Source organism: Sphaerisporangium flaviroseum (assembly GCF_039537005.1).
GTDB lineage: Bacteria > Actinomycetota > Actinomycetes > Streptosporangiales > Streptosporangiaceae > Sphaerisporangium > Sphaerisporangium flaviroseum.
In genome coordinates this window covers 98077-123866 of sequence record NZ_BAAAZR010000020.1, presented here as the reverse complement: position 1 = coordinate 123866, position 25790 = coordinate 98077, and the positions used below count along the sequence as shown (strand labels likewise).

22 protein-coding genes and 1 tRNA gene are annotated in these 25790 nt (G+C 67.1%); 18 read left to right on the top strand and 5 right to left on the bottom strand.

Annotation, left to right across the window (positions count from 1 at the left end):
• The first annotated feature begins 144 nt into the window (after positions 1-144).
• The 3 genes from ABD810_RS26075 to ABD810_RS26065 all read left to right on the top strand — a co-directional run bounded on the left by ABD810_RS26075 (position 145) and on the right by ABD810_RS26065 (position 1906).
• Positions 145-750 carry a hypothetical protein gene (locus ABD810_RS26075; RefSeq protein ID WP_344945748.1) on the top strand — a complete coding sequence of 202 codons (606 nt, stop codon included), beginning with the start codon at positions 145-147 and terminating at the stop codon, positions 748-750.
• A 96-nt stretch (positions 751-846) separates the two neighbouring features.
• Positions 847-1452 (top strand): hypothetical protein, encoded by a 606-nt coding sequence (locus ABD810_RS26070; RefSeq protein WP_344945745.1) that lies wholly within the window; start codon positions 847-849, stop codon positions 1450-1452.
• A 190-nt stretch (positions 1453-1642) separates the two neighbouring features.
• Entirely contained in the window at positions 1643-1906 is a 264-nt protein-coding gene (locus ABD810_RS26065) for an F-box protein (RefSeq protein WP_344945742.1), read from the top strand.
• Positions 1907-2135: 229 nt separating this feature from the next.
• Here ABD810_RS26065 and ABD810_RS26060 read toward each other — a convergent pair whose 3' ends face one another.
• Positions 2136-3335: a HEAT repeat domain-containing protein gene (locus ABD810_RS26060; protein ID WP_344945739.1), complete on the bottom strand. Its 1200-nt coding sequence runs from the start codon at positions 3333-3335 to the stop codon at positions 2136-2138.
• A gap of 493 nt (positions 3336-3828) precedes the next feature.
• A tRNA-Arg gene (locus ABD810_RS26055) sits at positions 3829-3902 on the bottom strand.
• 468 nt (positions 3903-4370) lie between these two features.
• Here ABD810_RS26055 and ABD810_RS26050 point away from each other — a divergent pair.
• The 7 genes from ABD810_RS26050 to ABD810_RS26020 all read left to right on the top strand — a co-directional run bounded on the left by ABD810_RS26050 (position 4371) and on the right by ABD810_RS26020 (position 13527).
• Positions 4371-5210: an alpha/beta fold hydrolase gene (locus ABD810_RS26050; protein ID WP_344945735.1), complete on the top strand. Its 840-nt coding sequence runs from the start codon at positions 4371-4373 to the stop codon at positions 5208-5210.
• A 2181-nt stretch (positions 5211-7391) separates the two neighbouring features.
• Positions 7392-8144 carry a phosphotransferase gene (locus tag ABD810_RS26045; RefSeq protein WP_344945732.1) on the top strand — a complete coding sequence of 251 codons (753 nt, stop codon included), beginning with the start codon at positions 7392-7394 and terminating at the stop codon, positions 8142-8144.
• A gap of 303 nt (positions 8145-8447) precedes the next feature.
• Positions 8448-9437: a cobalamin biosynthesis protein gene (locus ABD810_RS26040; RefSeq protein WP_344945730.1), complete on the top strand. Its 990-nt coding sequence runs from the start codon at positions 8448-8450 to the stop codon at positions 9435-9437.
• 357 nt (positions 9438-9794) lie between these two features.
• Positions 9795-9995 carry a hypothetical protein gene (locus tag ABD810_RS26035; RefSeq protein ID WP_344945727.1) on the top strand — a complete coding sequence of 67 codons (201 nt, stop codon included), beginning with the start codon at positions 9795-9797 and terminating at the stop codon, positions 9993-9995.
• A gap of 203 nt (positions 9996-10198) precedes the next feature.
• On the top strand, positions 10199-11401 hold the full coding sequence (locus ABD810_RS26030; RefSeq protein WP_344945724.1) for an AI-2E family transporter: 1203 nt from the start codon (positions 10199-10201) through the stop codon (positions 11399-11401).
• 87 nt (positions 11402-11488) lie between these two features.
• Positions 11489-13162 (top strand): cobyric acid synthase, encoded by a 1674-nt coding sequence (locus ABD810_RS26025; RefSeq protein ID WP_344945722.1) that lies wholly within the window; start codon positions 11489-11491, stop codon positions 13160-13162.
• Positions 13159-13527: a thiol-disulfide oxidoreductase DCC family protein gene (locus ABD810_RS26020; RefSeq protein ID WP_344945720.1), complete on the top strand. Its 369-nt coding sequence runs from the start codon at positions 13159-13161 to the stop codon at positions 13525-13527. The genes ABD810_RS26025 and ABD810_RS26020 overlap by 4 nt, the downstream gene beginning before the upstream one ends.
• 112 nt (positions 13528-13639) lie before the next feature.
• Here the strand turns inward: ABD810_RS26020 and ABD810_RS26015 are convergent, their stop codons facing one another.
• Positions 13640-14569 carry an ArsR/SmtB family transcription factor gene (locus ABD810_RS26015; protein WP_344945718.1) on the bottom strand — a complete coding sequence of 310 codons (930 nt, stop codon included), beginning with the start codon at positions 14567-14569 and terminating at the stop codon, positions 13640-13642.
• A gap of 839 nt (positions 14570-15408) precedes the next feature.
• Between ABD810_RS26015 and ABD810_RS26010 the strand changes: the two genes are divergently transcribed.
• The 5 genes from ABD810_RS26010 (at position 15409) to ABD810_RS25990 (ending at position 19679) form a co-directional block, all read left to right on the top strand.
• Positions 15409-15891, top strand: a complete 483-nt coding sequence (locus ABD810_RS26010; RefSeq protein ID WP_344945716.1) for a hypothetical protein — start codon at positions 15409-15411, stop codon at positions 15889-15891.
• Positions 15892-16082: 191 nt separating this feature from the next.
• Positions 16083-16988, top strand: coding sequence for an ABC transporter ATP-binding protein (locus tag ABD810_RS26005; protein WP_344945714.1), 906 nt, complete (start codon positions 16083-16085; stop codon positions 16986-16988).
• The gene (locus tag ABD810_RS26000) at positions 16969-17769 is read left to right on the top strand and encodes an ABC transporter permease subunit (RefSeq protein ID WP_344945712.1); all 801 of its coding nucleotides are present in this window, start codon (positions 16969-16971) and stop codon (positions 17767-17769) included. Before ABD810_RS26005 ends, ABD810_RS26000 begins: the two co-directional genes overlap by 20 nt.
• Positions 17769-18839 carry a PucR family transcriptional regulator gene (locus tag ABD810_RS25995; protein WP_344945710.1) on the top strand — a complete coding sequence of 357 codons (1071 nt, stop codon included), beginning with the start codon at positions 17769-17771 and terminating at the stop codon, positions 18837-18839. Before ABD810_RS26000 ends, ABD810_RS25995 begins: the two co-directional genes overlap by 1 nt.
• A gap of 162 nt (positions 18840-19001) precedes the next feature.
• On the top strand, positions 19002-19679 hold the full coding sequence (locus tag ABD810_RS25990; protein ID WP_344945707.1) for an SHOCT domain-containing protein: 678 nt from the start codon (positions 19002-19004) through the stop codon (positions 19677-19679).
• A 173-nt stretch (positions 19680-19852) separates the two neighbouring features.
• Here the strand turns inward: ABD810_RS25990 and ABD810_RS25985 are convergent, their stop codons facing one another.
• On the bottom strand, positions 19853-20815 hold the full coding sequence (locus ABD810_RS25985) for a quinone oxidoreductase family protein (protein ID WP_344945705.1): 963 nt from the start codon (positions 20813-20815) through the stop codon (positions 19853-19855).
• Positions 20816-20953: 138 nt separating this feature from the next.
• Here ABD810_RS25985 and ABD810_RS25980 point away from each other — a divergent pair, with 138 nt between their 5' ends.
• Positions 20954-23476, top strand: a complete 2523-nt coding sequence (locus ABD810_RS25980) for a GH1 family beta-glucosidase (RefSeq protein WP_344945702.1) — start codon at positions 20954-20956, stop codon at positions 23474-23476.
• Between the two features lie 398 nt (positions 23477-23874).
• Here the strand turns inward: ABD810_RS25980 and ABD810_RS25975 are convergent, their stop codons facing one another.
• Complete coding sequence (locus ABD810_RS25975; RefSeq protein ID WP_344945699.1) at positions 23875-24306, bottom strand: ATP-binding protein; 432 nt, start codon at positions 24304-24306, stop codon at positions 23875-23877.
• A 317-nt stretch (positions 24307-24623) separates the two neighbouring features.
• On the opposite strand from ABD810_RS25975, the gene ABD810_RS25970 reads away from it, so the two are divergent.
• Together ABD810_RS25970 and ABD810_RS25965 are read left to right on the top strand one after the other, a co-directional pair.
• On the top strand, positions 24624-25508 hold the full coding sequence (locus ABD810_RS25970; protein ID WP_344945696.1) for a helix-turn-helix domain-containing protein: 885 nt from the start codon (positions 24624-24626) through the stop codon (positions 25506-25508).
• Entirely contained in the window at positions 25505-25729 is a 225-nt protein-coding gene (locus ABD810_RS25965) for a DUF397 domain-containing protein (RefSeq protein WP_344945693.1), read from the top strand. Before ABD810_RS25970 ends, ABD810_RS25965 begins: the two co-directional genes overlap by 4 nt.
• Positions 25730-25790: the final 61 nt, after the last annotated feature.

Here is a 25790-nt window from a genome sequence, read left to right as displayed (position 1 = left end):
ATCGCCGGCCTTCCCGGCGCCTCGGTCGCATCCTCGTGCAGGTCTGTCACCATTACCGAAGGATTGCCTACAACGTGATCTCAGTCCAGGTAGGCACCGCGATGAGCAGAGGCGCTTCGGCGTCCACCTCCTCTGGAGCCTTACATGCGCGACCCAACGCGATTTACCGAGAGTGAGAACTGGATCGGCGGGTTCTACGAATTGGCCATTGAGATCGGTGACACCAGTGATGAACGTCTCCAAGTAGCGCTGTCGGCCCTCTGGCGAGTTGCCGCCATTGAGGGCTGCTACGGTCGAAATGATCTTGAGCCTAACGAGCAGGACGAGGTGCCCTGTACCGTTTCATCACTGGCCGAGTTCGGTCATCTGCGGGGCACGGTCACGCTTCCAACCGGTCACCGAGTGGTGTGCGGATGCTTGGCCTCCCGTGACGATGAGGGCCCAGACTGGCTCGACTTCTACCTTCCCATGGGCGCATTGACGCGCGTTGACAAGCGAATTGGCGGGTTTCCTTTCAGTGAGAACAGCGGAGTCGCCTCGTTGACTTGGCGGCGCTCCCTGGACGACTGGCTGGCCTCCATCGGCACAAGCATCTTCAACGAGGTCCAGTTTCGACGCGGCTTGATCGGCTTCGAGACGGATGGCAACTTTGAAACACGCCAACTCGATGGCGCAACGCCGGAAGAGCGCTGGATGGGGTACCTCATACCGACTGATGGAGGTCTTCGCCTTGACCCCGCCAACCGGTGAGCTGCATGACAGCGTGGACGTGTTGCTCCGCGTCTACGTCACGTGCACCGACGGGGCGGGAGATCGTCAACAGCGGATAGCCGAGGCGCTGTTGGCGTGAAGACGATCTATCGTTCAAAGGCGCGGTCATCCCTTAGCGCCTTCATCACGCAAGGTGGGAGCAACACTGTGATCGTCAATTCCCGGATGCAGGTCCTGCTGGCGCAAGCGCCGGAGGAAACCTGGGCGCGCCCGCTCCCGGAAGCTCTTCAGGAGATAGTGGACGCCGGATGGGGCTACCGGTCAGGGGGATCGCTGCTGCTCGCAGCCCTTTGCGATTCTGTCGTTGACGCGCCGCCGCCAGGGGAGCAGTACTTCGCCACCGAATACCACGTCAACGACATCTGGGTGCTCGGAGAGGACCTCGACCCCACACGCGACGTCTACCTCCGTGCCATCGCCGGCCGTGCGCTGGTGTTCGCCTGGGTCGCGCTGAATGAGGCGAGGCAGTTGCCGGAGTTCGGGACGTTGGCGGCGGTTGTAGGCACCGGCGTTGCAGACGACTTCCTGCTGCACGGCACGACTGTCAGGTTCTTCACCCGCCGAGGGGACTATCCCTCCTGGTTCGACGATCTGGAGAGTTACGAATTGGAGGCGATGGCACTGCTTGACGCCTCCGACGCGCGGCGTCCCCTGCCTCCCTTGATGGAGCTGCGTTCATGAGACCCACCTGCGGGTTGGCTTCAGGGCAGGGCTCGGCGCGGCCTGGACGTGTTGCTCCGGGTCCATGCCAAGTGCGTCGACGGGCGCTGGGAGATGGCGAACAGGCGGATCACCGAGAATTTCGGTTCCCGACCGAGGCCCCCGGGCATCCCTCCACCTATCCCCCGACAGGTGATGGAGGACGGTTCGCGTGGCGATGCGAGAGCGTCATGAAATCCCCGATGAAGAACACGAGCAGATCTTCCAGCGGGTCGGCGCGATCGATGTGGCCAAGGACTCCGGCAAGGTGTGCATGCGCGTGCCGTACGAGTCCAGGCCGGGCCGGCGGCTCAGCAAGGTGTGGGACGTTGACGCCACGTTCAACGCGGTCGCCGAGCTCGGGAAGAAGGCCCGCAACCACATCCGGCAACTGGAAGCGCTCGGCTTCACCGTCACCCTCACCCAGGCCGCCTGACCAACACCGGCCCTGACCAACACCGGCCCTGACCAGCTCCAGCCCGCAACCGCCAGCTGGGGTTCGCTGCCGCCTGCCCAGCTGAGGTGGATCATTTTCCGGTCAGAATCGACGCCGACCACCAGGCCTATTGCCCGTGTGACCTGCACCGCAACCCTTCCGGCACATGGCCGGCCGCCGGTGCCGTCCCGCGTATATCTCGCGACGGCGCCGGCCACGGGCCGCACCATCATGCATTCAGATGCTGGAGTAGCTGCGTGTCGCCGAGTCCCTCGGCCGTCTCCAGGACGAGGCCGCGCATGTACCAGTCTTCGTCATCATGGGGTTCGGCGAGATATCGGCGGACTCCGTCCAACCCTCGGCGGTCGCCGCGCAGTGCCAAACCGCGCGCGCCCTCCACGGCGATTATCAGGCACGGGTCGTCGAGACGTGCGTACAGCGCCTCGCGAATAACCGTGTTGTCGTCTTGGAGCCCCGCCAGACCGGCCGTCGCCCAGTCTCGGACCTCATCGTCGGTGTCCTGGGTCAGCCTGATGAGCGCCGATAGCCCTTCGGTATGGCCTTCCGGCAGCACCTTGGGCAAAGCGTGCGCGACAGCATCGCGGATCACCTCGCTGTCGTGGCCGGCCAGGCGGACGACTTCGGGGAAAGCCCGCTCGTCCGCATGATGGCCGAGCGCGAAGATCACTCCGTAGAGTAGGGTGGGATCGCTTTCCTGCTCGGCCATCCGCCGCAGGATCGGCAGGCTCTGCTCCAGGAATGGACTGCCTGGTCTGCCACTTGCGACGCCTAGTTGTGCGAGGATGTTCGCGCCCAGGAGCCGCTCGGACGGCTGCGTGCTGGCACACAACTCTGCGGCTCCCTGGAACGTCTCGGTGTCTCCCCGCAGGTGCAGCACATAGATGATGGCCCACCGCTCCGCGTCATCGGGATCATCGTGCGCGAGGGCGAGCTGGGTCAGCTCTGCGAAGGGGAGGCGGATCCCAAGACGCGGTTCAAGCAATCTGGTGATCGCCGCGTGACCGGTCTCCATGGCCAGTTCCACCGGCCCGTCGTCGGTGTCCAGTACGGCGCGTACGAGTTCGGTGCCACCGTAGAGCTCCTCACGCGTGATCACGATGGCTCCGGTTCCGGGTCGCCCTTGCGCCTGTCTCTTTGCTCTGCCCTCCAGCTCGGCTTCGATGTTGGTTGAGGCCAGCCTCGACGCGATGTGATAGGGCGTCTGTCCATCGGTGTCGGGAACGCTAGGGTCGGCGTCATGGGCAAGCAGCGCCTGCACGATCTCCACCGCTCCCTGCTCAGCGGCCACGGACAGGGGCGTTCGCCCGTTTCTGTCGACCTGGTTCGGATCCGCGCCGCGGGACAGCAGCGTGCCGAGTGCTTTGTCATCCCACGAATGCACGGCAGCGATCAGTTCATCGACGGTCATGCCCGCAAGTGTGAAGAGCTTCGGCCTGTCACGTAAAACGGTTTATCGTCACATCGACCCCACCCGGAGGACCCGGACTCGCGGAGTTTTGGAAGAAGGCATGGGCAAGCGGAACGCTGCAAGCCTCCGCTGACGCTCGCTGTGGCTCAACTCCGGGGTGCCCGCGCCGGACGTGGCCGAACGGGCTGGGCACAGTGTGGATGTGCTGCTCCGTGTGTACGCCAAGTGCGTCGACGGGCAGCGGGAGATCGCGAACCAGCGCATAGCCGAGGCGCTGACGGCGTGAAGACGATCTACCGTCGGAGGGTCACGGTTATCCCGTTGCCCTTCGTTTTGGGGCATCTGACCTGGGCAAACGCCCCTGGTTCTATCCCGCGTATATCCCGTGGGCACCCGCTGAGGGCTGCTTTTGGTGGCATCCGGCTGCGGGCGGCGTCACAGGCCGATCAACGTAAAAGACCAGGTCAGAGGGCAGGTGACCTGGTCTGGAGGGCGCGCCCTGCAGGATTCGAACCTGCGACCGTCGGATTAGAAGTCCGATGCTCTGTCCAGCTGAGCTAAGGGCGCTCTCGGATAATTGTGCATGATCTGGGGAGCGTCCGCGCACCGGTCGGGGCGGCGCGCCCGTGGGTACGTCGTTCCCCGGATTCTAAGGCCTGCGGAGCGGCGGGGCCGATGACCAGCGACAAGAACTGGGATGACCAGCCGCGAGGAACTCGTCGATGGTGCGGCTGCGGCCACCTGTGTCGCTACCGTCGGCCTAACCCGAGCACGCGCTCCGCACCCGATGGGACCGACCTCGTCTACCACGGGATCGGTGAGGGCATCCCGGTGGTGTGCCTACCGGGTGGGCCGACGCGGGACTCCGCCTACCTCGGTCAAGTCGGTGGGCACATCAGGAAGTTGATCATGGTGGACTCTCGGGGCGTCGGCTAGTTCGCTATACCGCTGGTCACACCCCGCACAGCGAGCGCTGAGAAGCCGTTCAAGATAACCGATTGCCTTGGTCGGGATGCCGCTGGCAGGGTCTTCGGCATGCCTACCTTCTCCGCGCCCGATGGGATCGACCTCGCTTACCACGAGATCGGCGAGGGCGTCCCGGTGGTGTGTCTGCCGGGTGGGCCGATGCAGGACTCTGCTTACCTCGGTGAACTCGGAGGGTTGTCGGCGCATCGACAGTTGATCATGGTGGACCCTCGCGGCACCGGACAGTCCGCGATACCGGAGGATGCCGACTCCTACCGCTGCGACCGCCTCGTCGACGACATCGAAGCCTTGCGCGTCCACCTCGGTCTTGACCGTATGGACCTCCTTGCGCACTCCGCCGGCGCCAACCTCGGGGTCCTCTACACGGCTCGTTACCCCGACCGCGTCAGCAAACTCATGCTGATCACTCCCAGCACCTTCGCCGTCGGCATCGTGCCCACTGGAGAAGCCCGGCTTGAAATCGCGCGGCTCCGCAAGGACGAACTCTGGTTCGACGCGGCCTTCGCAGCTCTTGAAGCAATCGTGGCCGGAAACGCCACCGCCGACAGTTGGAAGGCCATCGACCCCTTCTTCTACGGCCGATGGGATGCGGCGGCACAAGCCCACCAGGCGGCCGGTGACGCCCATCGGAACAACGAGGCCGCGGCCGCCTTCGGCGCTGAGGGCGCCTACGATCCGGACGCCACCCGCGCGGCTCTCGCCGCATTCAACGCGCCGGTGCTGCTGCTTGCCGGAGAGGTGGACCTGAATTCGATGCCGAGCGTCGTGGCCGAATTCGCCGAGCTGTTCCCGAATGCTGAGTTTGTGGTCCAACCAGGGGCGGGCCACTTTCCGTGGCTCGACGACGCCGAGCGATTCGTGGCGACAACCGCGACGTTCCTGGGATGAGACAACCGTGACTTTCCTGGGATGAGAAGGCCGCGACGTTGCTGGGATGAAGAGTGTCGTGCGACGCAGCCGGTCAAAACGCCGACCGGCTGCCCAGGCCTGGCTAACGTGGCGCGCCCACTCATCGACATTCCCACCTGATTTCAGGGTTACTCCTGGCCCCACTTTCCGGATCTGAAGATCTCCGGCTAACGAGCGGATGCCTTCGGCTTCGATTGCGATGCCCAAGAAGGTGATTGGGATCCTCACTGTCAGCCGAGCAGGCAGGTGTCCACGTCGGCCAGCGGGTTGAGTTCGACCCGGATCTGGATGCCGTCACAAGACTTCGATTGTGGGGTGGGTTGGCGTACCGTCTTCGGGTTCGAGGTCGTGGTGGGACCCGGCGGTGCCGGCCTGGATGGCGCCGCGGAGGGGGAGTCCCGGCGTTCGGGAGGTGAGCTTCGGAGGGTGGGGCTCATTGACGGACGGGCGGTCGGTTCCGGGTCGGTGGGACGCGGACTGTCACTGCTGCTCGCCGATGGCCGGGGGACCGGAGGGGAGGTGCGAGGGCTGGGCGGCCGGGTTCCCGTGGGAGGGGAAGGGTCGCCTGGGTCGATGACCGGTCGTACGGAGGCTGTCGCGTGAGGCTGAGTGGGGGAGGGGCGGTCAGGCGTTAAGGTCGAGTGCGCCGAGGGCGTCGGGGCCGGGGCTGTGACGACGGACGGAGACGGCTTCCGGTAGGTAAGGGTGAGGCCGGTAGGACCGTTGGCGACAGCGAAGACCGTCGCGGTGGCGGCCACCGAGATGGCGGCGATGGCGGTCAGAGCGGTCCGGGGATGACCACGGAACCAGCGCTTCCCGCGCTCACGGGCGACCAGCGCCGTCACCGGCAGCAGGAATTCGCCGGGGCGGCGGGTCTTGGCGGCGCGTAGAGCAGCTCGGAGGGCACTTCTCTGCCGCCGGGCGGACAGAGTGTCGCTGACGACGATGAGTGTCCTGCGCTCCACCGTCCGCATCTGGACCTCTGTGCCCTCGGGAAGTCGGCCGTAGCGGATGATCATCGTCATGAACTGACCTGCTCTCGGACGATCCGGACCGGCTCGGCCGTGGCCCGTCGGGCATGACCGGCGTGTGTCGGATGGAGCCGTGGGTTGTGCGTGCCACATGCCGAGCCGGGTTGCCGGTGGTGCGTGTGGCACGCCGGACCGGGGGGTTGCCGTTCGTGGGTGTCGCTTGCACGGTGGGGGTGCCGGTTGCGGGTTTCGCCTGCCGGGTCCAGTTGCCGGTCGTGGGGTGGGCTGGGGCGTCGGTTGTTGGGCATGAGGACGCCTGGAGAGCGATGAGATGGGGGTCCAGGTGGGATGTGCATTGTCCGGGTATGCCCTTATGTGGGGTGAATGGTGGAGTAGTTCCAGGCGTAACGTATATATCAGGGCAATGTGTGTTGCCGCGTCGACCTGAATGCATCGTTCGTGATCAGACCGTTAAACTGAAGGGATGATGTACGGTTATGGCGCCTGCAACGGGGTGCTCGCGGTCGTTGAGTGGTAGTGACCTCATCGAGGGTGAACGCGGGCTGGCGGAAGATTTAGGACTAGGGTTGGTTGAATCTCGGATCATGTGTCCGGTTGCCCAGTCGGGGCGGGCTTACATGCGCGTCGCCGCTTAAATAGTGCCGATCCTATTCAACGCATCGGTTTAAGGGTCTAGGTAGTCGGCATAGCGTTTCTGACGTGTTATGCCGATTTCATATCCGAGAAAGTACTCTGCTGTAGATTGCCGTAGGAACCCCCAGGTTATGAATCCGGCCGTCCTATGACTCCGGTCGTCCTTTGAGTGTGGTCGTCCCGCGAGTGTGGCTGTTCTACGAGTGTGGTCGTCATGTGAATTCGGCCGTCCAATGAGTGTGGCCGCCCCGTGAGTCCGGAGGTCCTATAAGTGGGGCCGCTCCAAGAGTGGAGTGGCCTGGGGTCCGAAGACTCCTGAATGGTGTGAGGGGCCATGCCGGAGAACGTGTCGAAGATGGATGTCCATTCCTTCTGGGCATCGACTTCGCAAGGGGAGCCCTGGAATCCGACGACGGCTTCATAGGGGAGCCCCAGAGTTTGAAGGAAGTCTCACCTGGTGGTCGGGGTGGTACTAAGCTATTGCGCCATGTTCGTCGGCACGGCTTTTCCCGAAATCGCCTTGGATGGCGGTGATGTGACCGATGGAGTCGTCCGGGTGGGCGACACCGTCCGGCGTCCGATGCGGCCGTCGAGTCCAGCCGTGCACGCCCTGCTCGCCCATCTTGAGGCCGTCGGGTTCGAGGGAGCGCCACGGGTTCTCGGAGTCGACGACCGGGGGCGGCAGATCCTCACCTATGTACCCGGACAGGCGGCGACCCTTCCGCTTCATGCGCACGCGGTGAGCGATGAGGCGCTTGTCGACCTCGCCGTGCTGGTGCGCCGGTTCCACGACGCCGTGGAGGGCTTCGTGCCGGCGCCGGATGCCGTGTGGGAGGACGGATCGGCGGATGATGCCGCGCCGGAGTTGGTCGGGCACTGCGATATCACCCCACGAAACGTCATATTTCGGGGAAAGCGGCCGTGGGCGCTTATCGACTTCGACATGGCCCGGCCGACTACCCGCCTGTTCGATGTCGTGACGGCCCTGCGGCACTGGGCGCCGATCGCCGACCCGATCGATCGTGACCCGCTGCAGCGCTGTCTCGATGTCGGTGAGCGGCTCAGGCTGTTCAGCGACGCGTACGGCCTGCCGGCGCGCGACCGCCGACGGCTTCTGGAGCTGAGCAGGCTGAGGTTCGACCGCTCGTACGTCGCGATGCGATCCCGGGCGATGACGGACGGCGGCGGCTGGGCCCGCATGTGGGAAGGCGGCGCGGGCGAGCGTATCCGGAGAGCGGCCGACTGGCTGGACGCCCACTGGGACGAGCTTCAGTCCCACCTTCACTAGCATCAGCACTTCGACGTTCCTGTAATTTACGCCAGAAAGTCCGAAAAGATCACTGTCACCGAGCGCATCATCACTGGCGGGCAACGAGCCACGGCAAGGTCCACGGTCCAACGTGGCGCGATCGAGGGCGGTATGCCCGGGCGGGCGGGGCTGTGAGGGCGGGAGTGCCCGGGCGACCAGGGTTGTGAGTCGGTGGTTGGGGTGGTGAGGGTGAACAGCGGCCGGGCGGTTGGGGCTGTGAGGGTGGAGAACCGCTGGGCCGTTGGAGTTGTGAAGGCGAGGAGCGGCCGGGTCGACGGGGTTGTGAGGTGGAGAAGTGGGCGCGCCTTAGGGTTGGTCGCCGGGGTTGCCCTTGATGCCGTGTTCGCCGATCCGCAGAGTCGTGTTCATCCGGTGGCGTTGTTCGGGCGTGCCGCCGCCGCCGTGGAGCGCCGCCTGTACGGGCAGGCGCGGGCCAGAGGCGTGGTCCACGTAGGACTGTGTGTCGGCTCCGCTGCGGCCTTCGGTATCGCGGCCGAGCGGCTGACCCGGCGGAGCCCGTCGGCGCGTGTGGTCGTCACCGCGGTGGCGACCTGGGCGGTGCTCGGTGGTACGACGCTGGGGCGTGAGGGCGCGTTCATGGCGAACGCTCTGGAATCAGGTGATGTCGCCGCCGCTCGTGCGCGGTTGCCGCACCTGTGCGGACGTGACCCGTCCGCGCTTTCCGAGGGTGAGCTTGCCAGGGCGACCGTGGAGTCGATCGCGGAGAACACGTCGGATGCCGTGGTGGCCCCGCTGGTCTGGGGCGCGGTGGCGGGTGTGCCGGGCCTGCTGGCCTACCGGGCGGTTAACACGCTGGACGCGATGGTCGGCCACCGTTCGGAGCGGTATGAAGTGTTCGGCTGGGCCGCCGCGCGGCTGGACGATGTGGCGAACTACCTCCCGGCCCGGCTCACCGGGGTGCTGGCCTGCGCGCTCGCCCCGCTGGTCGGTGGCTCGTCCCGCAATGCGGCGGCCGTACTCCGCAGGGACGGGCATCGGCACCCGAGCCCCAACTCCGGTCGGTGCGAGGCGGCGTTCGCGGGGGCGCTGGGGGTGCGGCTCGGGGGCCGCAATGACTACGGCGGGCGGGTGGAACACCGTCCCGAACTCGGTGACGGCCCTCGGCCAAGGGGGGGCGACATTTCCAGATCTGTACGGCTGGCGCGAGCGGTGAACCTGTCCGCAGCGGCCCTGGCAGCCGCCTCGGCCTGGGCCCTGGGCTTACCCCTGGGCTTACCGCGCCACCGCAAGGACCGACTGAGAGTCCCCTAGAGCATTTCGACAACCGACCCCGAGCCACCCGCCGTACAGCGGCGCCGACACCGCCGTACCACCTCTCGCCGTTTCGGCGCCGGTCAAGATGGCCAAGGTGGCGGGGAGGAGTGGCGTGAGCGATGGGAGGGCGCGTATCGGGCTTGGCCGGGGTTGGGTGGAGAACCAGGCTGGTGGGGGAGATGGTGGTGCGAGCGGAGCGCAACGTTAACGATGGGAGGGCGCGTATCGGGCTTGGCCGGGGTTGGGTGGAGAACCAGGCTGGTGGGGGAGATGGTGGTGCGAGCGGAGCGCAACGTTGGCTGAGAGCCCGTCGTAATTGCCGGATCAAGTCGGTGTTCATCGGCGGCGCCCTGGATGCCTCCACCACCTGGATGCCTCCACCACCTGGATGCCTCCACCACCTGGCTGACCGACGCGATCGACGCCTACCCCGTCACTCTGCCCGGACTCGCCTCCTCTCACCTCCTCGACGGTTGCGGCCACTGGATCCAGCAAGAACGCGCCCATGAGGTCGACCAGCTCCTGACCGGCCGGCTCGCATCCCTGCCGACCTGAGTCACACCGCTACCTTTGTCAAAGGCTACTTTCCTGATCGATAGTGCCTCTACAGCAGCCTCGTCCAGCACCGGCTGTTCCAATCACAGCCGCGACGGATCAGGGGCCGGCCGGGAGCTCAGGGGTCGGTGATCATTGGGGGCGACGACACTCATCTGCGTCGGTTTGAGTCGGTTTCGCCGGACTATGTCTAGGGTGTCCTTGTGCCTGCCACGCTGAATGCTACGAAGACGCGCTCCGCGCTGCGCACGTCGGCGCGCATCTCCCTGGAGATGCTGCTCGTTGTGCTGATGACCGCGGTGACCGTTTGGATCCTGGGCCGGATGTGGTCCGTCATCTGGCCGCTCGTGATCGCCCTGCTCCTCACCACGCTGACCTGGCCCGTGACCCGCTTCCTGCGCCGGTACGGCTGGCATCCCGCCCTGGCCGCCTCGGCCGTGACCGTCCTGTTCCTGCTGGTCGCGGCCGGCACCGTGGTGCTGATCGCCGTCCCGGTGGCTTCCCAGTCCGGCGAGCTGTCCACCGGCGTGGGCAACGGCATCAAGCAGTTGCGCGACTGGGCTGCCGGGCCACCGCTGAACTTCGGCGAGGACCAGGTCAGCAGTGCGCTCGACAGCGCGGTCACCCGCATCCAGGCCAGCGTCGGCAGCATCGTCACCGCCACCCTCACCGGGGTGGGCACCGTGGTCAACGGCCTGGTCACCACTGTCCTGGCGCTCTTCCTCATGTTCTTCTTCCTCAAGGACGGCCCACGGTTCCTGCCCTGGCTGACCCGCCAGCTACCCGGCCGCCTCGCCACCGACGTGCCGACCGTGGCCGCACGCAGCTGGGACACCCTCGGCTCATTCGTACGCTCCCAGGCCTTCGTGGGCCTGCTCGACGCCGTCTTCATCGGTATCGGGCTGTGGATCGTTGGCGTACCGCTGGTTCTTCCCCTGGCGGTCCTGACCTTCGTCTCGGCGTTCATCCCCATCATCGGAGCGCTGTTCGCCGGTTTTGTCGCGGTCCTCATCGCGCTGGTGTCCAACGGGTGGACGGACGCGCTGATCGTGCTCGCCATCATCGTCGCCGTGCAGCAGCTCGAGGGAAACGTGTTCCAGCCCATGGTGCAGAGCCGTGGTCTCGGCCTGCACGCGGCGGTGATCCTGCTGGCGGTGACGCTGGGCGGGAGCCTGGCGGGCATCGTGGGCAGCCTGCTGGCCGTACCGGTCGCCGCTCTGATCGCCGTGGTGTGGAACTACCTCCGCGAACAGCTCAGCGACCCGCCCGGAGATCCGGATACGGACAAGGACCCGCCCCAAAAGCCGGAAACCGACAGGGACCCGCCCCACGAGCCGGAGACCGACACGCTCGAAACCGGCAAGCCGGAATCCGGTGTGGCCGTCCCCGCGCACAAGCCCACCTGACTCACTGGCCGAACGACGGCGAACGGGCGCCGCGGAGAAGGAGTGGGGCGTATATCGGGGGGTTCGGGGGTCTGGCATCTTGGGGGGGTGGTTAAGGGGACGCTTTTGGTGGCGGGTACTACTTCGGATGCGGGGAAGAGCGTGGTCACGGCAGGTATCTGCCGCTGGCTCGCTCGCCGGGGGGTGCGCGTGGCGCCGTTCAAGGCGCAGAACATGTCGCTCAATTCGTTCGTGACCGCCGACGGAGCCGAGATCGGACGGGCACAGGCCGCGCAGGCGCAGGCAGCGGGCCTGGAGCCGACGGCCGACATGAACCCGATCCTGCTCAAGCCGGGCAGTGACCGGCGTAGCCAGGTCGTCGTGCTCGGCAGGCCGCTCGCCGACGTGGACGCGATGGAGTACGGCGCTTACAAGGACCAGTTGAGAAGGGTCGCCCTGGAGTCGCTGAATCGGCTCCGGTCCTCCTACGACGTGGTCGTCTGCGAAGGGGCCGGCAGTCCTACGGAGATCAATCTCCGTAAGGGGGACATCGCCAACATGGGGCTGGCCCGTGCCGCCGGTATCCCGGTGATCGTCGTAGGGGATATCGACCGGGGCGGGGTGTTCGCCTCCCTGTACGGCACGCTGGCCCTGCTCGACGCAGAGGATCAGGCGCTCATCAGCGGGTTTCTGATCAACAAGTTCCGTGGCGCGCCTGAGTTGCTAGAGCCCGGCCTCGACATGCTGAGGAAGCTCACCGGCCGATCCGTGTACGGCGTACTGCCTTGGCTCGACGGCCTGTGGATGGATCTGGAGGACTCGCTCGCCTTGGACAACAGGCGCGGCACGGGCCCCTCCGACGAGCCGGTGGTGAGTGGCGGGTCTGTGGTGAGTGGCGGGTCTGCGGTGAGTGGTGGGTCTGTGGTGAGTGGTGGCCCGGCCAGGTTGAGTGGTGGGTCTGTGGTGAGTGGTGGCCCGGCCGGGTTGAGTGGTGGGCGGTCTGTGGTGAGTGGTGGTGTGGGTGCTGCGGCGGAGGGGGGGTTGCGGGTTGTGGTGGTGCGGTATCCGAGGATTTCCAACTTCACCGATGTGGACGCTCTCGTGGCCGAGCCCGGTGTCGTGGTGCGGTTCGTCAGCTCGCCCGGCGAGGTCGCGGAGATCCATGAGGCCGACCTGGTGGTCCTTCCCGGGTCCCGTGCCACGGTCACCGACCTCGAATGGCTCCGCCGCACCGGACTGGCCGATGCGCTGCTCGAACGCCGGGGTCCCATCCTCGGGATCTGCGGCGGCTACCAGATGCTCGCGCGCTCGATCAGGGACGACGTGGAGTCCGGCGCCGGGTTGGTGCACGGACTCGGGCTGCTGCCGGCGAGTGTCGAGTTCGCTCCGGAGAAGACCCTCGCGCGGCCGGTCGGCGAGGCGTACGGCTGCCGCGTCGCCGCGTACGAGATCCATCATGGGATCGTGACCGTCACCGGCGGAGACGGCGAGGCGGGGCCGTTCCTCGACGGCTGCCGGGCGGGCGCGGTGTGGGGCACCACGTGGCACGGGGCGCTGGAGAACGACGACTTCCGCCGCGCCTTCCTCTCCGACGTCGCCGCGACGGCGGGCAGGCGATTCGTCCCCGCGTCCGGCGTGTCGTTCGCGGCGCTGAGGGAACGGCACCTGGACGCGCTCGGCGACCTGATCGAGCAGTATGTGGATACTGACGCGCTGCTCTCGCTCATCGAGAAGGGCGCGCCGGCGGGCCTGCCCGTGGCCCCTCCTGGAGGAATACGATGAGTCTCACCCTGGTGTACGACGGCGACTGCGGCTTCTGCCGGCGATGTGTCGACTTCGGGCATGACCATCTTCCCGTGATGCCGAAGGTGAGCCGCTGGCAGGATCTGGACCTCGAAGCGCATGGCCTGACCCTCGACGAGGTGACCACGTCGATCCAGCTCATGGGCCCGAACGGCCTTCGCGCCTCGGGTGCCCGTGCGGTAGCGGTGATGCTCGCCGTGCAACCTGGACTCTGGTGGCGTACGGCCGGCCGGGTCATGCTCGTGCCGCCGGTGAGCTCGGCGGCCGAGGCGGTCTACCGCCTCATCGCCCGCAACCGTCACCGCCTCCCCGGCGGCACCGGCACCTGCTCCGTCAACGGTTAGAGAGCGTCTGCCACCCGCACGCGCGCCCCGGCAGCACCGGCACCTGCCCCGTCAACGGCCAAAAGCGTCTGCACGCCCCCGCCTTGGTGCCCCAAGGTGATCGCTTCCGTGTCTAAGAGCGGGGTGCAAGGCGGCGCCGGTCGGAAGCGGGGTTGACGGTGAGGATGGCGGTGCCGAGGGGGGTGAGGGTGTGTATCACCGAGTTGCCCAGGCGGGCCGTGGTGATCAGGCCCGCTTCGCGCAGTGCGGTGGCGTGCTGGCTGGCCGTAGGTGGGGAGACGCCGATGCGCCGGGCGAGTTCTCCTGTCGTGCAGCCGTGCTCGATCGCGCGCAGGCAGGCCGCCCGGCTGCTGCCGAGGAGGTTGGCCAGTGTTCTCGATCCGTTCGCGGTGGCGCAGTCGCCCCACCAGTCCGGTGTGCGGGCCACCGGAAAGACCAGGACAGGAGGCAGTCGCGGGTCGATCAAGGTGATCGGGTAACGCCAGCAGAACGCCGAGGGCACCATCAGCAGACCTCGCCCGTTCAGATGGATCTCGTGCCGGAGGGGATAGTCGATCTCGAGCACCGGCGAGTTCCACCTCATGGCCGGACCCAGGTTGGACAGCAGTTTCTCACTTCCGTGATCGAGGAGAGGGCGCGTGTGCACGGCCCGCTCGGCGTCGACGAGGGCCTGCATCCGCGGCCAGTAGGGCGCGATCACGGCGTGATGGTAGTTGCGCAGGGCCTCGCCGAGTTCGGTCATGATCTCGGGCTGTCCGTCCGCCAGCGCACGTCCCCATGACGGCCTGCCCGGCAGCATGGCCACCTCCTGGCGCAGACGATGGCGCGGTGTGGCCAGGACCGCGTCGATGCCCGCCTCGAAGCCCTGGGATGCCTGCGGCGGCGTCAGGAAGTCGGGGAAGTCCCCCCGCGGCGGCGCCAGGTAGCGCAGCAACCGCAACTGCCCAGAAGGCAGCCTGGTCAACTCCGATCTCGCCCGCGCGCGCCACGGGCCGAACACGACCCGGCCCACCTCGCCGCCCAGCAGCGTGAGGCTCAGCACTATCTCCCATAAAGGGTCGGGCCTGCTTGCGAACCTAATCCGGGAAAGGTCGTCACTGGTGAAGTGAAGTAGCAGCATAACGCGCCCCCGTCGGTCTGCTGCCACCTGTTTCTACCGTGAGTCATGCCTTCTGTCCAGCCTTTTTAGGCGACGAACGAAAGATCTCGCGACGCATCGACATGTTCCGCGATCCTGTAAGCACGACCGGGGGATGGACGTGATCGTATATACACGTCCGACGGGGAGGGGAAACGGCAAGGTCCGTACTCGGGTGGAGCGCGTCCGGCGTCGATGAAATAGCCCGGACCGCTGCGCCCCGATAATCCATGGATTATCGGGGACCTGTGCGGCGCAGTAGCCATCATTGGCACTTTGAGCTGCGCGGAAGCCGATTTCAGCTCCGTTTTCGTTCTGGCTCGTATCGCGAGAAAGCGCCGCCGCGCTCTGTATCCGTCCGTGCGGGACGGTAACCGCTTCGTTCTCTGCCTTAGAAGGGAAAGTCAATGAAGAACAAGCTCCGGTCTCTCAGACGAGCGACTCTGGCGGCGGCCGCAGCTGCGACTCTCGTCGCGATCGCCGCATCCCCCGCAAGCGCTTACACCTCAGACGATCTCTACTTGTTCAGGACGGCGGACGACTGCTTATGGGGGCAGTCCATGGTCGACCACGGGTCCAAGGGCGTCAATTCCAAGGTGTACAACCTGTCCTTGACTTGGTCGTGGTTACCGCCGATGTACTGTTCCTGGCTCTACGACCGCCCGGCCGGATGGCTGGCGACGGACATACAACACTTCAGGTGGAACGGGAGCAGCTGGGCTCTCTGCAGGGACAGCGGTTGGTTGTACAACAGATCCCAGTCGGCCTCCAATTCCTGGAGCTGGGAGCTCGGCCTCGCCTGCGGCAACGGGTGGCACGGGACGAACGGCGGCGTGTACGTGAAGAAGGACGGTCAGTGGAAGGGCGGCTGGGTCTGGTCGGGCGCGGAGTACGTGATCTACAACACCATCGCCGGAACCCGGTCCAGCGCCACCGAGCCGGCGCCGCCTCCTCCTGCCTGGATCAATGCCGACGGAACCACCGACGCCACGAAGCTTCCTGAAAAGGTGGACGTGGTGGGAACGGACGGTATGCCCACCGGCGTCACCGTGAACCTCAAGGAACTGGTGACCGCGCCGGCGTTGGACTCTGGCAACACCCCGACGGACCCTGCGGGAGTGGTGCGCAAGTACAGCACGACGACCGACGAGAACGGACAGACGCACGGGGTGGAGGACGTGACGCTGACCGACGCCTATCGGGGGCGCATCGATCCACGTCCGTGACTCCGCTGATCTCGGTGCCGGTTACAACCACCGCGTAGCCGGCGGAAGCGTCGCCCTCGGACCCATGGAAACGCCGTGGGTTCGAGGGCGTGCGTCGCCGGAACGTTGCCGGATCCTGGAAACGAAGATGCGCGTAACTGTCGAGGTGCGCTCCTATCGTGGACGCCCGCCCTCACACCAAGATGCGATGCATGACAGCAGTGGTGGAGACCGAGGGACTGACCAAGTTCTACGGTAAGCGCCGGGGGCTCGAGGATCTGACCTTCGAGATCCAGCCCGGTGAGGTGTTCGGGTATCTCGGCCCGAACGGTTCCGGCAAGACGACCACGATCCGGCTCCTGCTGGACGTGCTGCGCCCGACGCGCGGCACCGCCCGCGTGCTGGGTACCGACCCCCGCGACGCGGCCGTGCGCGGCCGGATCGGCTACCTGCCCGGCGAGCTCGCCCTCGAAGGCCGGGAGAAGGCGAGCGAGTACCTGCAGTTCCTGGCCGACGTCCGGGGCGGTGTGGCCAAAGGCAGGATCGAGGTGCTGGCGGACCGGCTGGAGGCCGACCTGTCCGTCCGGATGGGCCAGCTCTCCAAGGGCAACAAGCAGAAGGTCGGCCTGATCCAGGCGTTCATGCACGAGCCCGAGTTCCTGATCCTGGACGAGCCGACCAGCGGGCTGGACCCGCTCGTGCAGCAGGAGTTCCTGGCGATGGTGCGCGAGGTCCGTACGGCGGGACGCACCGTGCTGATGTCGTCCCACGTCCTCGCGGAGGTCGAGCACGTCTCCGACCGGGTGGGCATCGTCCGGAGCGGACGGCTGGTCGCCGTGGAGGACGTCTCGGCGCTCCGCGAGAAGGCCGTGCGCCGGGTGGAGTTCCACTTCGACGCTCCCGTCCCCGAGGACGCGTTCCGTGACCTGCCGGGGGTGCGCGACCTGAAGGTGGAGGGCGCCAGCGTGGCCTGTACGATCGACGGCCGTCCCGACGCGCTCGTCAAGGCGGCGGCGCGGTTCACGGTGGTCCACATGGTCAGCGCGGAGCCCGACCTCGAGGAGATCTTCCTTACCTACTACAGCGAGGAGGTGCACCATGCCCACGTTGGTGCGTAAGACCCTGCGCGACTACCGTCGCGTGCTCATCGGCTGGACGATCGGCATCTGCGCCTTCGCCGGGCTGTACACCTCCTTCTTCTCCCAGATGCGTGCGAACCCGGACTTGTACAGCCAGGCGGCCATGAACAAGTACCCGGACAGCGTCAGGCGCCTGCTGGGCGGCCTGGAACACATCACCAGCGGCGCCGGGTTCCTCCAGGCGATCATCTACCAGGTCTTCGTGCCGCTGCTCTTCATCATGTGCGCGGTGATCCTGGGCAACAAGGCCATCGCGGCTCCCGAGGAGTCGGGCACGCTGGAGCTGACCCTCACGCTGCCGGTGGAGCGCAAGCGGCTGGTGCTGGAGAGGTTCGCGGCGCTCGCGCTGGGGCTGCTCGGTGTCGCGGTGGTGTCGCTCATCGTGATCGTCGGCATAGGGTCGGCGGTTGATCTCGGGGTGCCGTTCGACAAGGTCCTCGCGGCGCACACGGGGCTGTATCTGCTGGTCCTGATCTTCGGGACGCTCTCGCTGGCCGTGGGGGCGGCGACCGGCCGCAAGGGCCTCGCCATGTCGGTCGCCGGGACGTACGCGGTGGCCGGGTACGTGGTCAACGCGCTGGCCGCCGACGTGGAGGTCATGCGCTGGCTCAGCTGGCTCTCGCCGTTCCACTACTACAGCGAGGGAAGCCCGTTGTTCAACGGGTTCCCGGTCGGCGACCACCTTGTGCTGCTCGGGGCGTCGGCCGTGCTGCTCCTGACCGCCATGCTCTCCTTCGACCGGCGTGATGTAGGAGTGTGATGGACGTTCTCGCTCACGTGAGCGAGGTCACCGGGGTGCCCGCCGACCTGCTCGGCGGGTATCTCTCGGTACTCACCGCCGCCTCCTCCACGGGCCGGTTACCGGACCGGGACGCGATCGAGTCCCTGCGCGTCCTCGGGACGGGTGCCGCCGAGCGGGGTGTGCCGATGCGCTCGCTCACCGACGCGTGCCTTCTCGCCTGCGAGCTGACCGCCCGGACCGCCGACGCTCCGGTCCTCGGCGCGGTACGGCGGGCGGTCGCGGCCTACTACGAGGGGTACGAGCAGGCCCAGTTACGGGCGATCCGGGAGGAGGACGACGCCCGGCGGGAGTTCATCGACGATCTCCTGCAAGGACGGGCGGAGCGGCTGGCCGAGCGTGCCGAGCATTTCGGGCTGCGGCTGGCCGAGGCGTACGTGGTGGCCGTGGCCAGGGACGTCAAGCCGATCGGAGATGGGGACCCGCTCATCCGCCGGATCGAACAGGCCCTGATCGCCCGGTTCGGCTCGCACAACATCCTCATCGCGGCGCGCGACGGCCTGCTGGTGTGCGTCGCGCCCGGCAGCCTGACCGCGGCGACCGGAGAGTTCACCCATCATGTGCGCGGCGGCCTCGACGCCGGCTGGCGGGTGGGCATCGGACGCCCTCATCGGGGTCCGGGCGGCGTGGTGACCTCCTTTCGCGAGGCGAGCGACGCGATCGGCCTCGGCGACAGGCTCGGCCTGCGGCCGCAGGTACTCAAGGCCGCCGACCTGCTGGTGTTCCCGGTCCTGCTGCGCGACCGCGAGGCCATCGAGGATCTCGTGCAGACCGTGCTCGACCCGCTGCTGAACGCGCGCGGCGGCCCCCAGCCGCTGATGGAGACCCTGGACGCCGTGTTCGGCGCCCAGGGCAACCAGACCGCGGCCGCCCGCACGCTCGGCATCAGCACCCGGGCGGTCACCTACCGCTTGGAGCGGATCCGCCGGCTCACCGGATTCTCGCCCGACGACCCGACCCAGCGCTTCACGCTGGAGACGGCCGTGCTCGGGGCCCGGCTGCTCGGCTGGCCGGTCGACAGGGACGGTTGACGCCCTGCTCATCCGGAGGCGGGGCCATTCGAACGGCAAGCCAGGTTTACCCGATTGATAAGTCCTGTCCTGAAAAGGGAAGTGTGGCCTACCATACGGAGCGTGATCACACCCCTTCGACTTGTCCTCAGGTCAATCGGGACCGTTCTGGGATTAGGTGGTGTGGCCTGCTGCCTGACCATGCTGTTCCTGGGGTCCCGCCTGGTCATGAGCATCGGCGGGAGCTGCGGCTCCGGAGGCCCGTACGTGGCGGCCACGCCGTGTCCGGATGGTCTTGGGTGGATCATGCCGGTCTCGATCATCGGTGGCATGATCGCCGTCGGCGTCTACGCCGTCAGCCTGCTCCCGGTGGGGCCTCGGCTGATCCTGCTGGCGTGGCCCGCGCTGTTCCTCAGCCTCGGATGGGACTTCCTGGAAGCCGCGCTCGACGGCTCCGGCGTCGAGTGGGCCTTCATGGTCTGCGCCGTGATCTTCGCGCTCATGGGCGGCGCGCCGCTGCTCTTCCTGTTCAACCGTGCCACGTTGCGGGCGGTCTTCTGGGGTCCGGCGCCGAAGGTCGTACCGCCGCCGGTCACGCCCAGGGGGAGCGTGCGGTGGACCACCTCGATCGTCCTGCCGGGCGACGACGACCCGCCGCAGGACGCGACCGGCGGCCAGGCGCGCCAGGCGGTGCCGCTGCCGCGGTTCGTCGACCTCGGGCCGGGCGGCGTCCCGGCCGACGCCGGGACCGGTGACCTGGTCGGCCAGCTCGAACGGCTCTCCGCGCTCCACCGGACCGGCAGGCTCGACGACGCCGAGTACGCCGCGGCCAAGGCCCGCCTGCTGAACGGGTCACGCTGACCCTCTGGACCAGGCCCGATGAAGGGAGCACGATGAAGAACGAGACGGCGTTGCGTGCCTGGGCGATCGCGCTACACGTGATCGCGATCGCCGGAGGCATCTATCTGGGAATCCTGATCTTCGATCTCGCGACGACGTCAGGCTGATCAGGGCGACCTGGCCGGCCAGGCGGCCTAGGGGATCAGCAGGAGCTTGCCCGTCGTACGGCGGCCTTCGAGGTCGTCATGTGCCTTCCTGGCGTCGGCCAGCGGATAGCGGTTGGAGATGTGCACCTTGAGGGCGCCGGACGCGACCCAGCCGAGGACGTCGTTCGCCCGGGCGAGCAACTCCTCACGCGTGACGATGTAGTCGCCGAGCTTGGGCCGCGTCAGGCTCAGCGAACCGCCCTGGTTCAGCCGCTGCGGGTCGAACGGCGCCACCGGCCCGCTCGCCGCCCCGTACAGGGCCAGGTGGCCGCGCAGCCGCAGCGAATCGAGGCTCCCGTCGAAGGTGGCCGCGCCCACGCCGTCGTAGACGACGTGCACGCCCTGACCCCCGGTGCGCTCGCGTACCGCCTCGGCGAAGCCCTCGTAGCGGAGCACGTCGTCCGCCCCGGCCTCCCGCGCCAGCTTCTCCTTCTCCTCCGTCGAGACCGTGCCGATGACCCGGCCCCCGAGGCGCTTGACGATCTGGGTGAGGAGCAGCCCCATGCCGCCCGCCGCCGCGTGCACGAGCACGTCGTCCCCGGCCTTGACGGCGTAGGTGGAGTGGGTGAGGTAGTGGGCGGTGAGGCCCTGGAGCAGCACGGCCGCCGCCAGATCGAAGGACAGGTCGTCCGGGAGCGGGATGGCCCTGGCCGCGGGGATGATCGCCTTCTCGGCGTATCCGCCGAGCACCCCGACCCAGCCCACCCGGTCGCCCACGGCGAGGTCCGTCACGCCGGAGCCCACGGCGGAGACGGTGCCCGCGCCTTCCGATCCCACGACGAACGGGGTCTTGAGCGGGTAACGGCCCTCGCGGTGGTAGACGTCGGTGTAGTTCACCCCGGCCGCCGCGACGTCCACCAGCACCTCATCGGGCCCGGGCACCGGATCGGGCACCTCGGTGTACTCGAGTGCGGAAGATCCACCGGGGCTGGAGACGACGATGGCATGCATGACGTTGGGCTCCTTCACGATCAGACGGTCCCTTGCTGGTGCCAACCCTTGGCCGCTCACTCCTTGTTCCCTCAGACGCGGGATGCCTCGATGATTGAGTCATCCAGGTTGATCGTGAGAGATGGGAGCTGGCTAGGGATGACTGCGACGACCATCGCCACTCGGGGGCGGACGCTGGCCTTTCCCGATGGATTCATCTGGGGGGCCGCGACGGCCGCCTACCAGATCGAGGGCGCGGCGTCGGAGGACGGCCGTGGTCCGTCGATCTGGGACACCTTCTCCCGGACACCCGGCACGACCGTGGGCGGCCACACGGGTGAGACGGCCTGTGACCACTACCACCGGTACCCGGCCGACGTCAGCCTGATGGAAGAGCTCGGCCTGGAGGCCTACCGGTTCTCGGTGGCGTGGCCACGGGTCCAGCCGAGCGGCTCGGGCGCCGTCAACGCCGCCGGCCTGGACTTCTACGAGCGGCTGGTCGACGAGCTGCTGGAGGCCGGCATCTCGCCGTACGTGACGCTCTACCACTGGGACCTTCCCCAGGCCCTGGAGGACGCCGGCGGCTGGACCAACCGGGACACGGCTTACCGGTTCGCCGACTTCTCGCGGATCGTGTACGACCGGCTGGGCGATCGTGTCGCGACGTGGATGACCGTCAACGAACCCTGGGTGTCGGCCTTCCTCGGTTACGGCATGGGCGTGCACGCGCCGGGCCGTACCTCCTCGGCCGAGGCCTTCCGCGCCGCCCACCACCTGCTCCTCGCCCATGGGCTGAGCGTGCGGTCCCTGCGCGACGCGGGCGCCCGCGAGATCGCCCTCACGCTGAACCTCGTCCCCGTTCTGACGCCCGGTCAGCTCAACGACCCCTCCCTCGTGCTCTCCGCGCAGGACGCCGAGGCGGTCGACCGGGTCGACTGCCTGGTCAACCGGCAGTTCCTCGACCCCGCCCTGCGTGGCACCTATCCCGACCAGGTGCTGAACATCGTGGAGCGCATCGCCGGTCTCGGCCACATCCACGACGGCGACCTGAAGGCGATCAACCAGCCGATCGAGCTGCTCGGGATCAACTACTACACGCCCTGTGTCGTACGATCCGGGCCCGGCGAGCCGGCCAACCCCGCCTACCCCGGCACCGAGGACATCGAGTTCACCGGCGCCTACGCTCCGACGACCGCCACGGGCTGGCCGATCGTCCCGACGGGGCTCTCGGAGCTTCTCGTACGGCTCGCGCGGGACTATCCCGAGGTCGGCCTGCTGGTCACCGAGAACGGCGCCGCGTTCGACGACGTGGTGTCGGACGACCGCGTGCACGACGCCGACCGCACCGCCTTCCTGGAGGGCCATCTGCGCGCCGCGCACGCCGCCATCGAGGCCGGAGCCGATCTCCGCGGCTACCTGGTCTGGTCGCTGCTGGACAACTTCGAGTGGGCGGAGGGGTACACCAAGCGCTTCGGCATCGTGCACGTCGACTTCGACACCCAGCGGCGGCTGCTCAAGGACAGCGCGCGCTGGTACCGCGAGGTGATCCAGCGCAACGGGTTGTGGCGGGAACGGACCAGGCGTCCCACTCTGGAGGAGGTCGCGGCCCGGGCCGGCGTGTCGAGGTCCACCGTCTCCCGCGTGATCAACGGCCAGGCGACCGTCAGCGACGAGTTCCGGGCGACGGTCCTGCATGCCGTCGACGAGCTCGGCTACGTGCCCAACTCGGCGGCCCGCAGCCTGGTGACCCAGCGCACGGACAGTATCGGGCTGGTCGTCCTCGGCGGCCCCGCCGCGACGGCCCGCGTCGCGGCTTCGGCCGGATCCCAGTCCGGACCGGCGAGCGCCCTCCAGGCTGGACCGGCGAGCGATCTCCACGCTGGAGCGGTGAGTGCTCTCCACGTCGGAGCGGGGAGCGACGACCCGCTGTTCTCGGCCGTCGTACGGTCGGCCGTCCACGCGCTGGAGGAGGACGGCAAGCAGGTCACGCTGATGCTCGCGGGATCCCCGCGCAGCCGTCGCCGGGTCGAGCAGTATGTCGCGGCCGGGCACGTGGACGGGGTCATGGTCGTCTCGACGCGTGGCGCCGACCCCCTGCTGAGCGCGCTGGCTCGCACGGGAATCCCCATCGTGTCGCTGGGCCGGCCGGCGGCTTCCATGGCCCTGCCGTACGTCGACAGCGACAACGTCGGCGGGGCGGTGGCGGCGATGACCCATCTGATCGAGCGCGGACGGCGGAGGATCGCCATGATCTGCGGGCCACTCGACAGCGTCGCCGCGCAGGACCGGCTCGGGGGATACCGGGACACCATCCGCGAGAGCGGGCACCGGTCGATCCTCACGGTCGGCGAGTTCACCCGCTCGTCGGGCGCGGAGGCGATGCGCCAGCTGCTCCTGGACGACCCGGCGCTGGACGCGGTCTTCGCGGCCGACGACCTGATGGCGATCGGCGCGCTCAGCGTGCTGCACGAGAGCGGGCGCCGCGTCCCCGACGACGTCGCGGTCGTCGGCTTCGACGACATCGAAGCCGCCTCCTACACCATCCCCCCGCTCACCACGGTCCGCGGCCTCAGAGAGGACCAGGCGCTGGCGGCGGTACGCCTCCTCCTCCGCCAGATCGACGGCGGCCCGATGTCCTCGACGATCCTCCCCACGGAGCTGATCATCCGCGAATCCACCTAGCCATGGTCCTCGCCTTCGGCGGGGCTGTTGTTTCATAGGGAGCGTGCCCGGGCCGCGCTATCCAGGCGGCGTGCCCGGGCATGGTCCTCGCCTTCGGCTCGGGCTGTGTTTCCCAGGGGGCCTGGCCGGCCCCCTTCGACCCCCAGGCGCTTCGCCCATCCCTCAGGCGTTCGCCCTTGGAATCATTTCTCTCGGGTGCCCACCTGGAACGATTACGTCAGACGTATTCACCCGGAGCCATGGTGGCCGGTCGTCCGTGCTCCATGTCTACATACGCACCTCGTACGGGGAGAGGGTTTGGGCGGGCATCAAACGGGTGCCCCGCTCAAATGGGTGCCGGGTGGGTAGAAGGACAGGCCCGCAGCTTGATCAGGCTTAAGGCAGGCGGTCGCTGGCTCCTAGAGTGATCTGGCGATGTCCCGCTCGAACCAGAAGACTTTGCCGGGGCAACGTGGCTCGATGCCCCATCTAGTGCTCATCGCGTCGATCAGGAACAGGCCTCGGCCATGTTCTTCGAGTAGGCGCTCTGGTAGCTGCTTGCCGACTAGTACTACTTCGACGGGTATGGCGAGCACCGGTGGACGCCTGTCGCAGTCCGTCACTTCGATACGGAGAAACGTCTCGGTTCTTGACACGCGTACGGCTAACGTCGCGCCATGCACGGCATGGGTGAGGGCATTGGTCAACGCCTCGCTGAGGCAGAGGATCAGATCGTCGATGACGTCGTCGGGACCCCACTTGTCCATCAGCTCACGAACGGCGTCACGTGCCTCGCCCACGGCTTCCGGGTGTGCCGGGATATCGAGGCGGACGCTCTGCTGCTCAGCCATGATCGCCGTATCGGTGGCTTGATACGGCCTGCTGAGCTGGGTGGTGAGGAGAACTCGCTCTCACCCATGCCTTGTGAGATGCCGTACTTGGCAACGCATCCACAGTCGCTCCTCCGCGTTCCCGATCAGGCTGTGATCGAAATCGATGACATTAAGTGTGTGACTGACAACACTGGGTGTTGCTGGCATGTCATTCTGCAATGCCAAAAGGGGGTGGCAAGACAGATTGCTGGGTTGGCACTCCAGGCGTTGTGGTGCGATGCGGTATGGGGCTGACTCTTCGTTCTGGAGGATGTCCCAAGGTGAAGGGAGATGCTGTGAGGGAGAATCCGACAATCCTGCGGATAAGACTTGGCGCTGAACTGCGGGAGTTGCGCGACCGTCTGGGCTTGAGTCTCGATGCGGCGAGCAAGGCGCTTACGGCGGGTGATCACGACATCTCAGTTTCGAAGCTGAGCAGGTTGGAGAACGGGAAGGGCGCTATCCGGCTCCATGACATCCGTTGCCTGCTCGACCTGTACAAGGTCGGGAGTGACGCACAGCGGGACCTGCTCCTGCGGATGGCCCGTGAGGCCAAAGCCGCCGCTCCTGCGGCTTGGTGGACGGACTATGAGTCGGTCCTGCCGTCTGGCCTGTCTACCTATGTCGGTCTGGAAGCCGGCGCCGGACGCCTGCTGACCTTCACTTTGACGCTCATCGAAGGGCTGCTTCAGACAGAGGACTATGCCCGTGCCCTCATTCAGGCGTGGTTGCCCACAGATCCGCCGGAGACCATCGAGCGACTGGTTCAGCTACGCATGCAGCGCCAAAACGTGTTGATCACGGATCCCAAGCTTGAACTCATCACCGTCATGGATGAGGCGGCACTGCGACGGCCGATCGGTGGCGGTACGACCATGCGATCACAGCTTCATCATGTGCTGGATGTGTGCGAGAAACTGCCCAACGTGTCGGTACAGGTCATTCCCCTCAGTAAGGGGGCGTACGGCCCGCAACATGGCATGTTCACCTTGATCGAGCCGCGAGACCCGGCGGACAAATCCGTAGCGTATGTGGACTCTATGGGCGGAAACTTGTACATGCAGCGACCGGATCAGATCTCGCGATTCAGGACGATGTTCGGCCGTCTGCAAGCCATGGCACTCGACCCCCACGAGTCCCTAAACGTCATTCGGACCGCCGCCGAGGAGACGCGACCATGAGTGCTCCGAAACCCGCTGAGCTTCAATGGTTCAAGGCCCGAGCCAGCACGTCGGGAAATGGGTGTGTGGAGATCGCGCATCTGGCCGATGGCGGCGTCGCCGTGCGGCATAGCCGCAAGCCCGATGCAGAAGTCATCCGATACACCGCCTTCGAGTGGGACTGCTTTCTCGATGGGGTGAGGAACGGGGAGTTCGATCGCCCCGGTACTTCGAGAGTCTGACGTGCGCCTTCGCGGCGAGACGGGCTGGGTGGGCATCAAACGGGTGCCCCGCTCAAATGGG

Excerpts from the sequence above, each read along its gene's own strand:
- ABD810_RS26075 (WP_344945748.1), top strand. The coding sequence starts at position 145 with ATGCGCGACCCAACGCGATTTACCGAGAGTGAGAACTGGATCGGCGGG.
- ABD810_RS26060 (WP_344945739.1), bottom strand. The coding sequence starts at position 3,335 with ATGACCGTCGATGAACTGATCGCTGCCGTGCATTCGTGGGATGACAAA.
- ABD810_RS26050 (WP_344945735.1), top strand. The coding sequence starts at position 4,371 with ATGCCTACCTTCTCCGCGCCCGATGGGATCGACCTCGCTTACCACGAG.
- ABD810_RS26035 (WP_344945727.1), top strand. The coding sequence starts at position 9,795 with ATGCCTCCACCACCTGGATGCCTCCACCACCTGGATGCCTCCACCACC.
- ABD810_RS26020 (WP_344945720.1), top strand. The coding sequence starts at position 13,159 with ATGAGTCTCACCCTGGTGTACGACGGCGACTGCGGCTTCTGCCGGCGA.
- ABD810_RS26005 (WP_344945714.1), top strand. The coding sequence starts at position 16,083 with ATGACAGCAGTGGTGGAGACCGAGGGACTGACCAAGTTCTACGGTAAG.
- ABD810_RS26000 (WP_344945712.1), top strand. The coding sequence starts at position 16,969 with ATGCCCACGTTGGTGCGTAAGACCCTGCGCGACTACCGTCGCGTGCTC.
- ABD810_RS25995 (WP_344945710.1), top strand. The coding sequence starts at position 17,769 with ATGGACGTTCTCGCTCACGTGAGCGAGGTCACCGGGGTGCCCGCCGAC.
- ABD810_RS25985 (WP_344945705.1), bottom strand. The coding sequence starts at position 20,815 with ATGCATGCCATCGTCGTCTCCAGCCCCGGTGGATCTTCCGCACTCGAG.
- ABD810_RS25980 (WP_344945702.1), top strand. The coding sequence starts at position 20,954 with ATGACTGCGACGACCATCGCCACTCGGGGGCGGACGCTGGCCTTTCCC.
- ABD810_RS25975 (WP_344945699.1), bottom strand. The coding sequence starts at position 24,306 with ATGGCTGAGCAGCAGAGCGTCCGCCTCGATATCCCGGCACACCCGGAA.
- ABD810_RS25965 (WP_344945693.1), top strand. The coding sequence starts at position 25,505 with ATGAGTGCTCCGAAACCCGCTGAGCTTCAATGGTTCAAGGCCCGAGCC.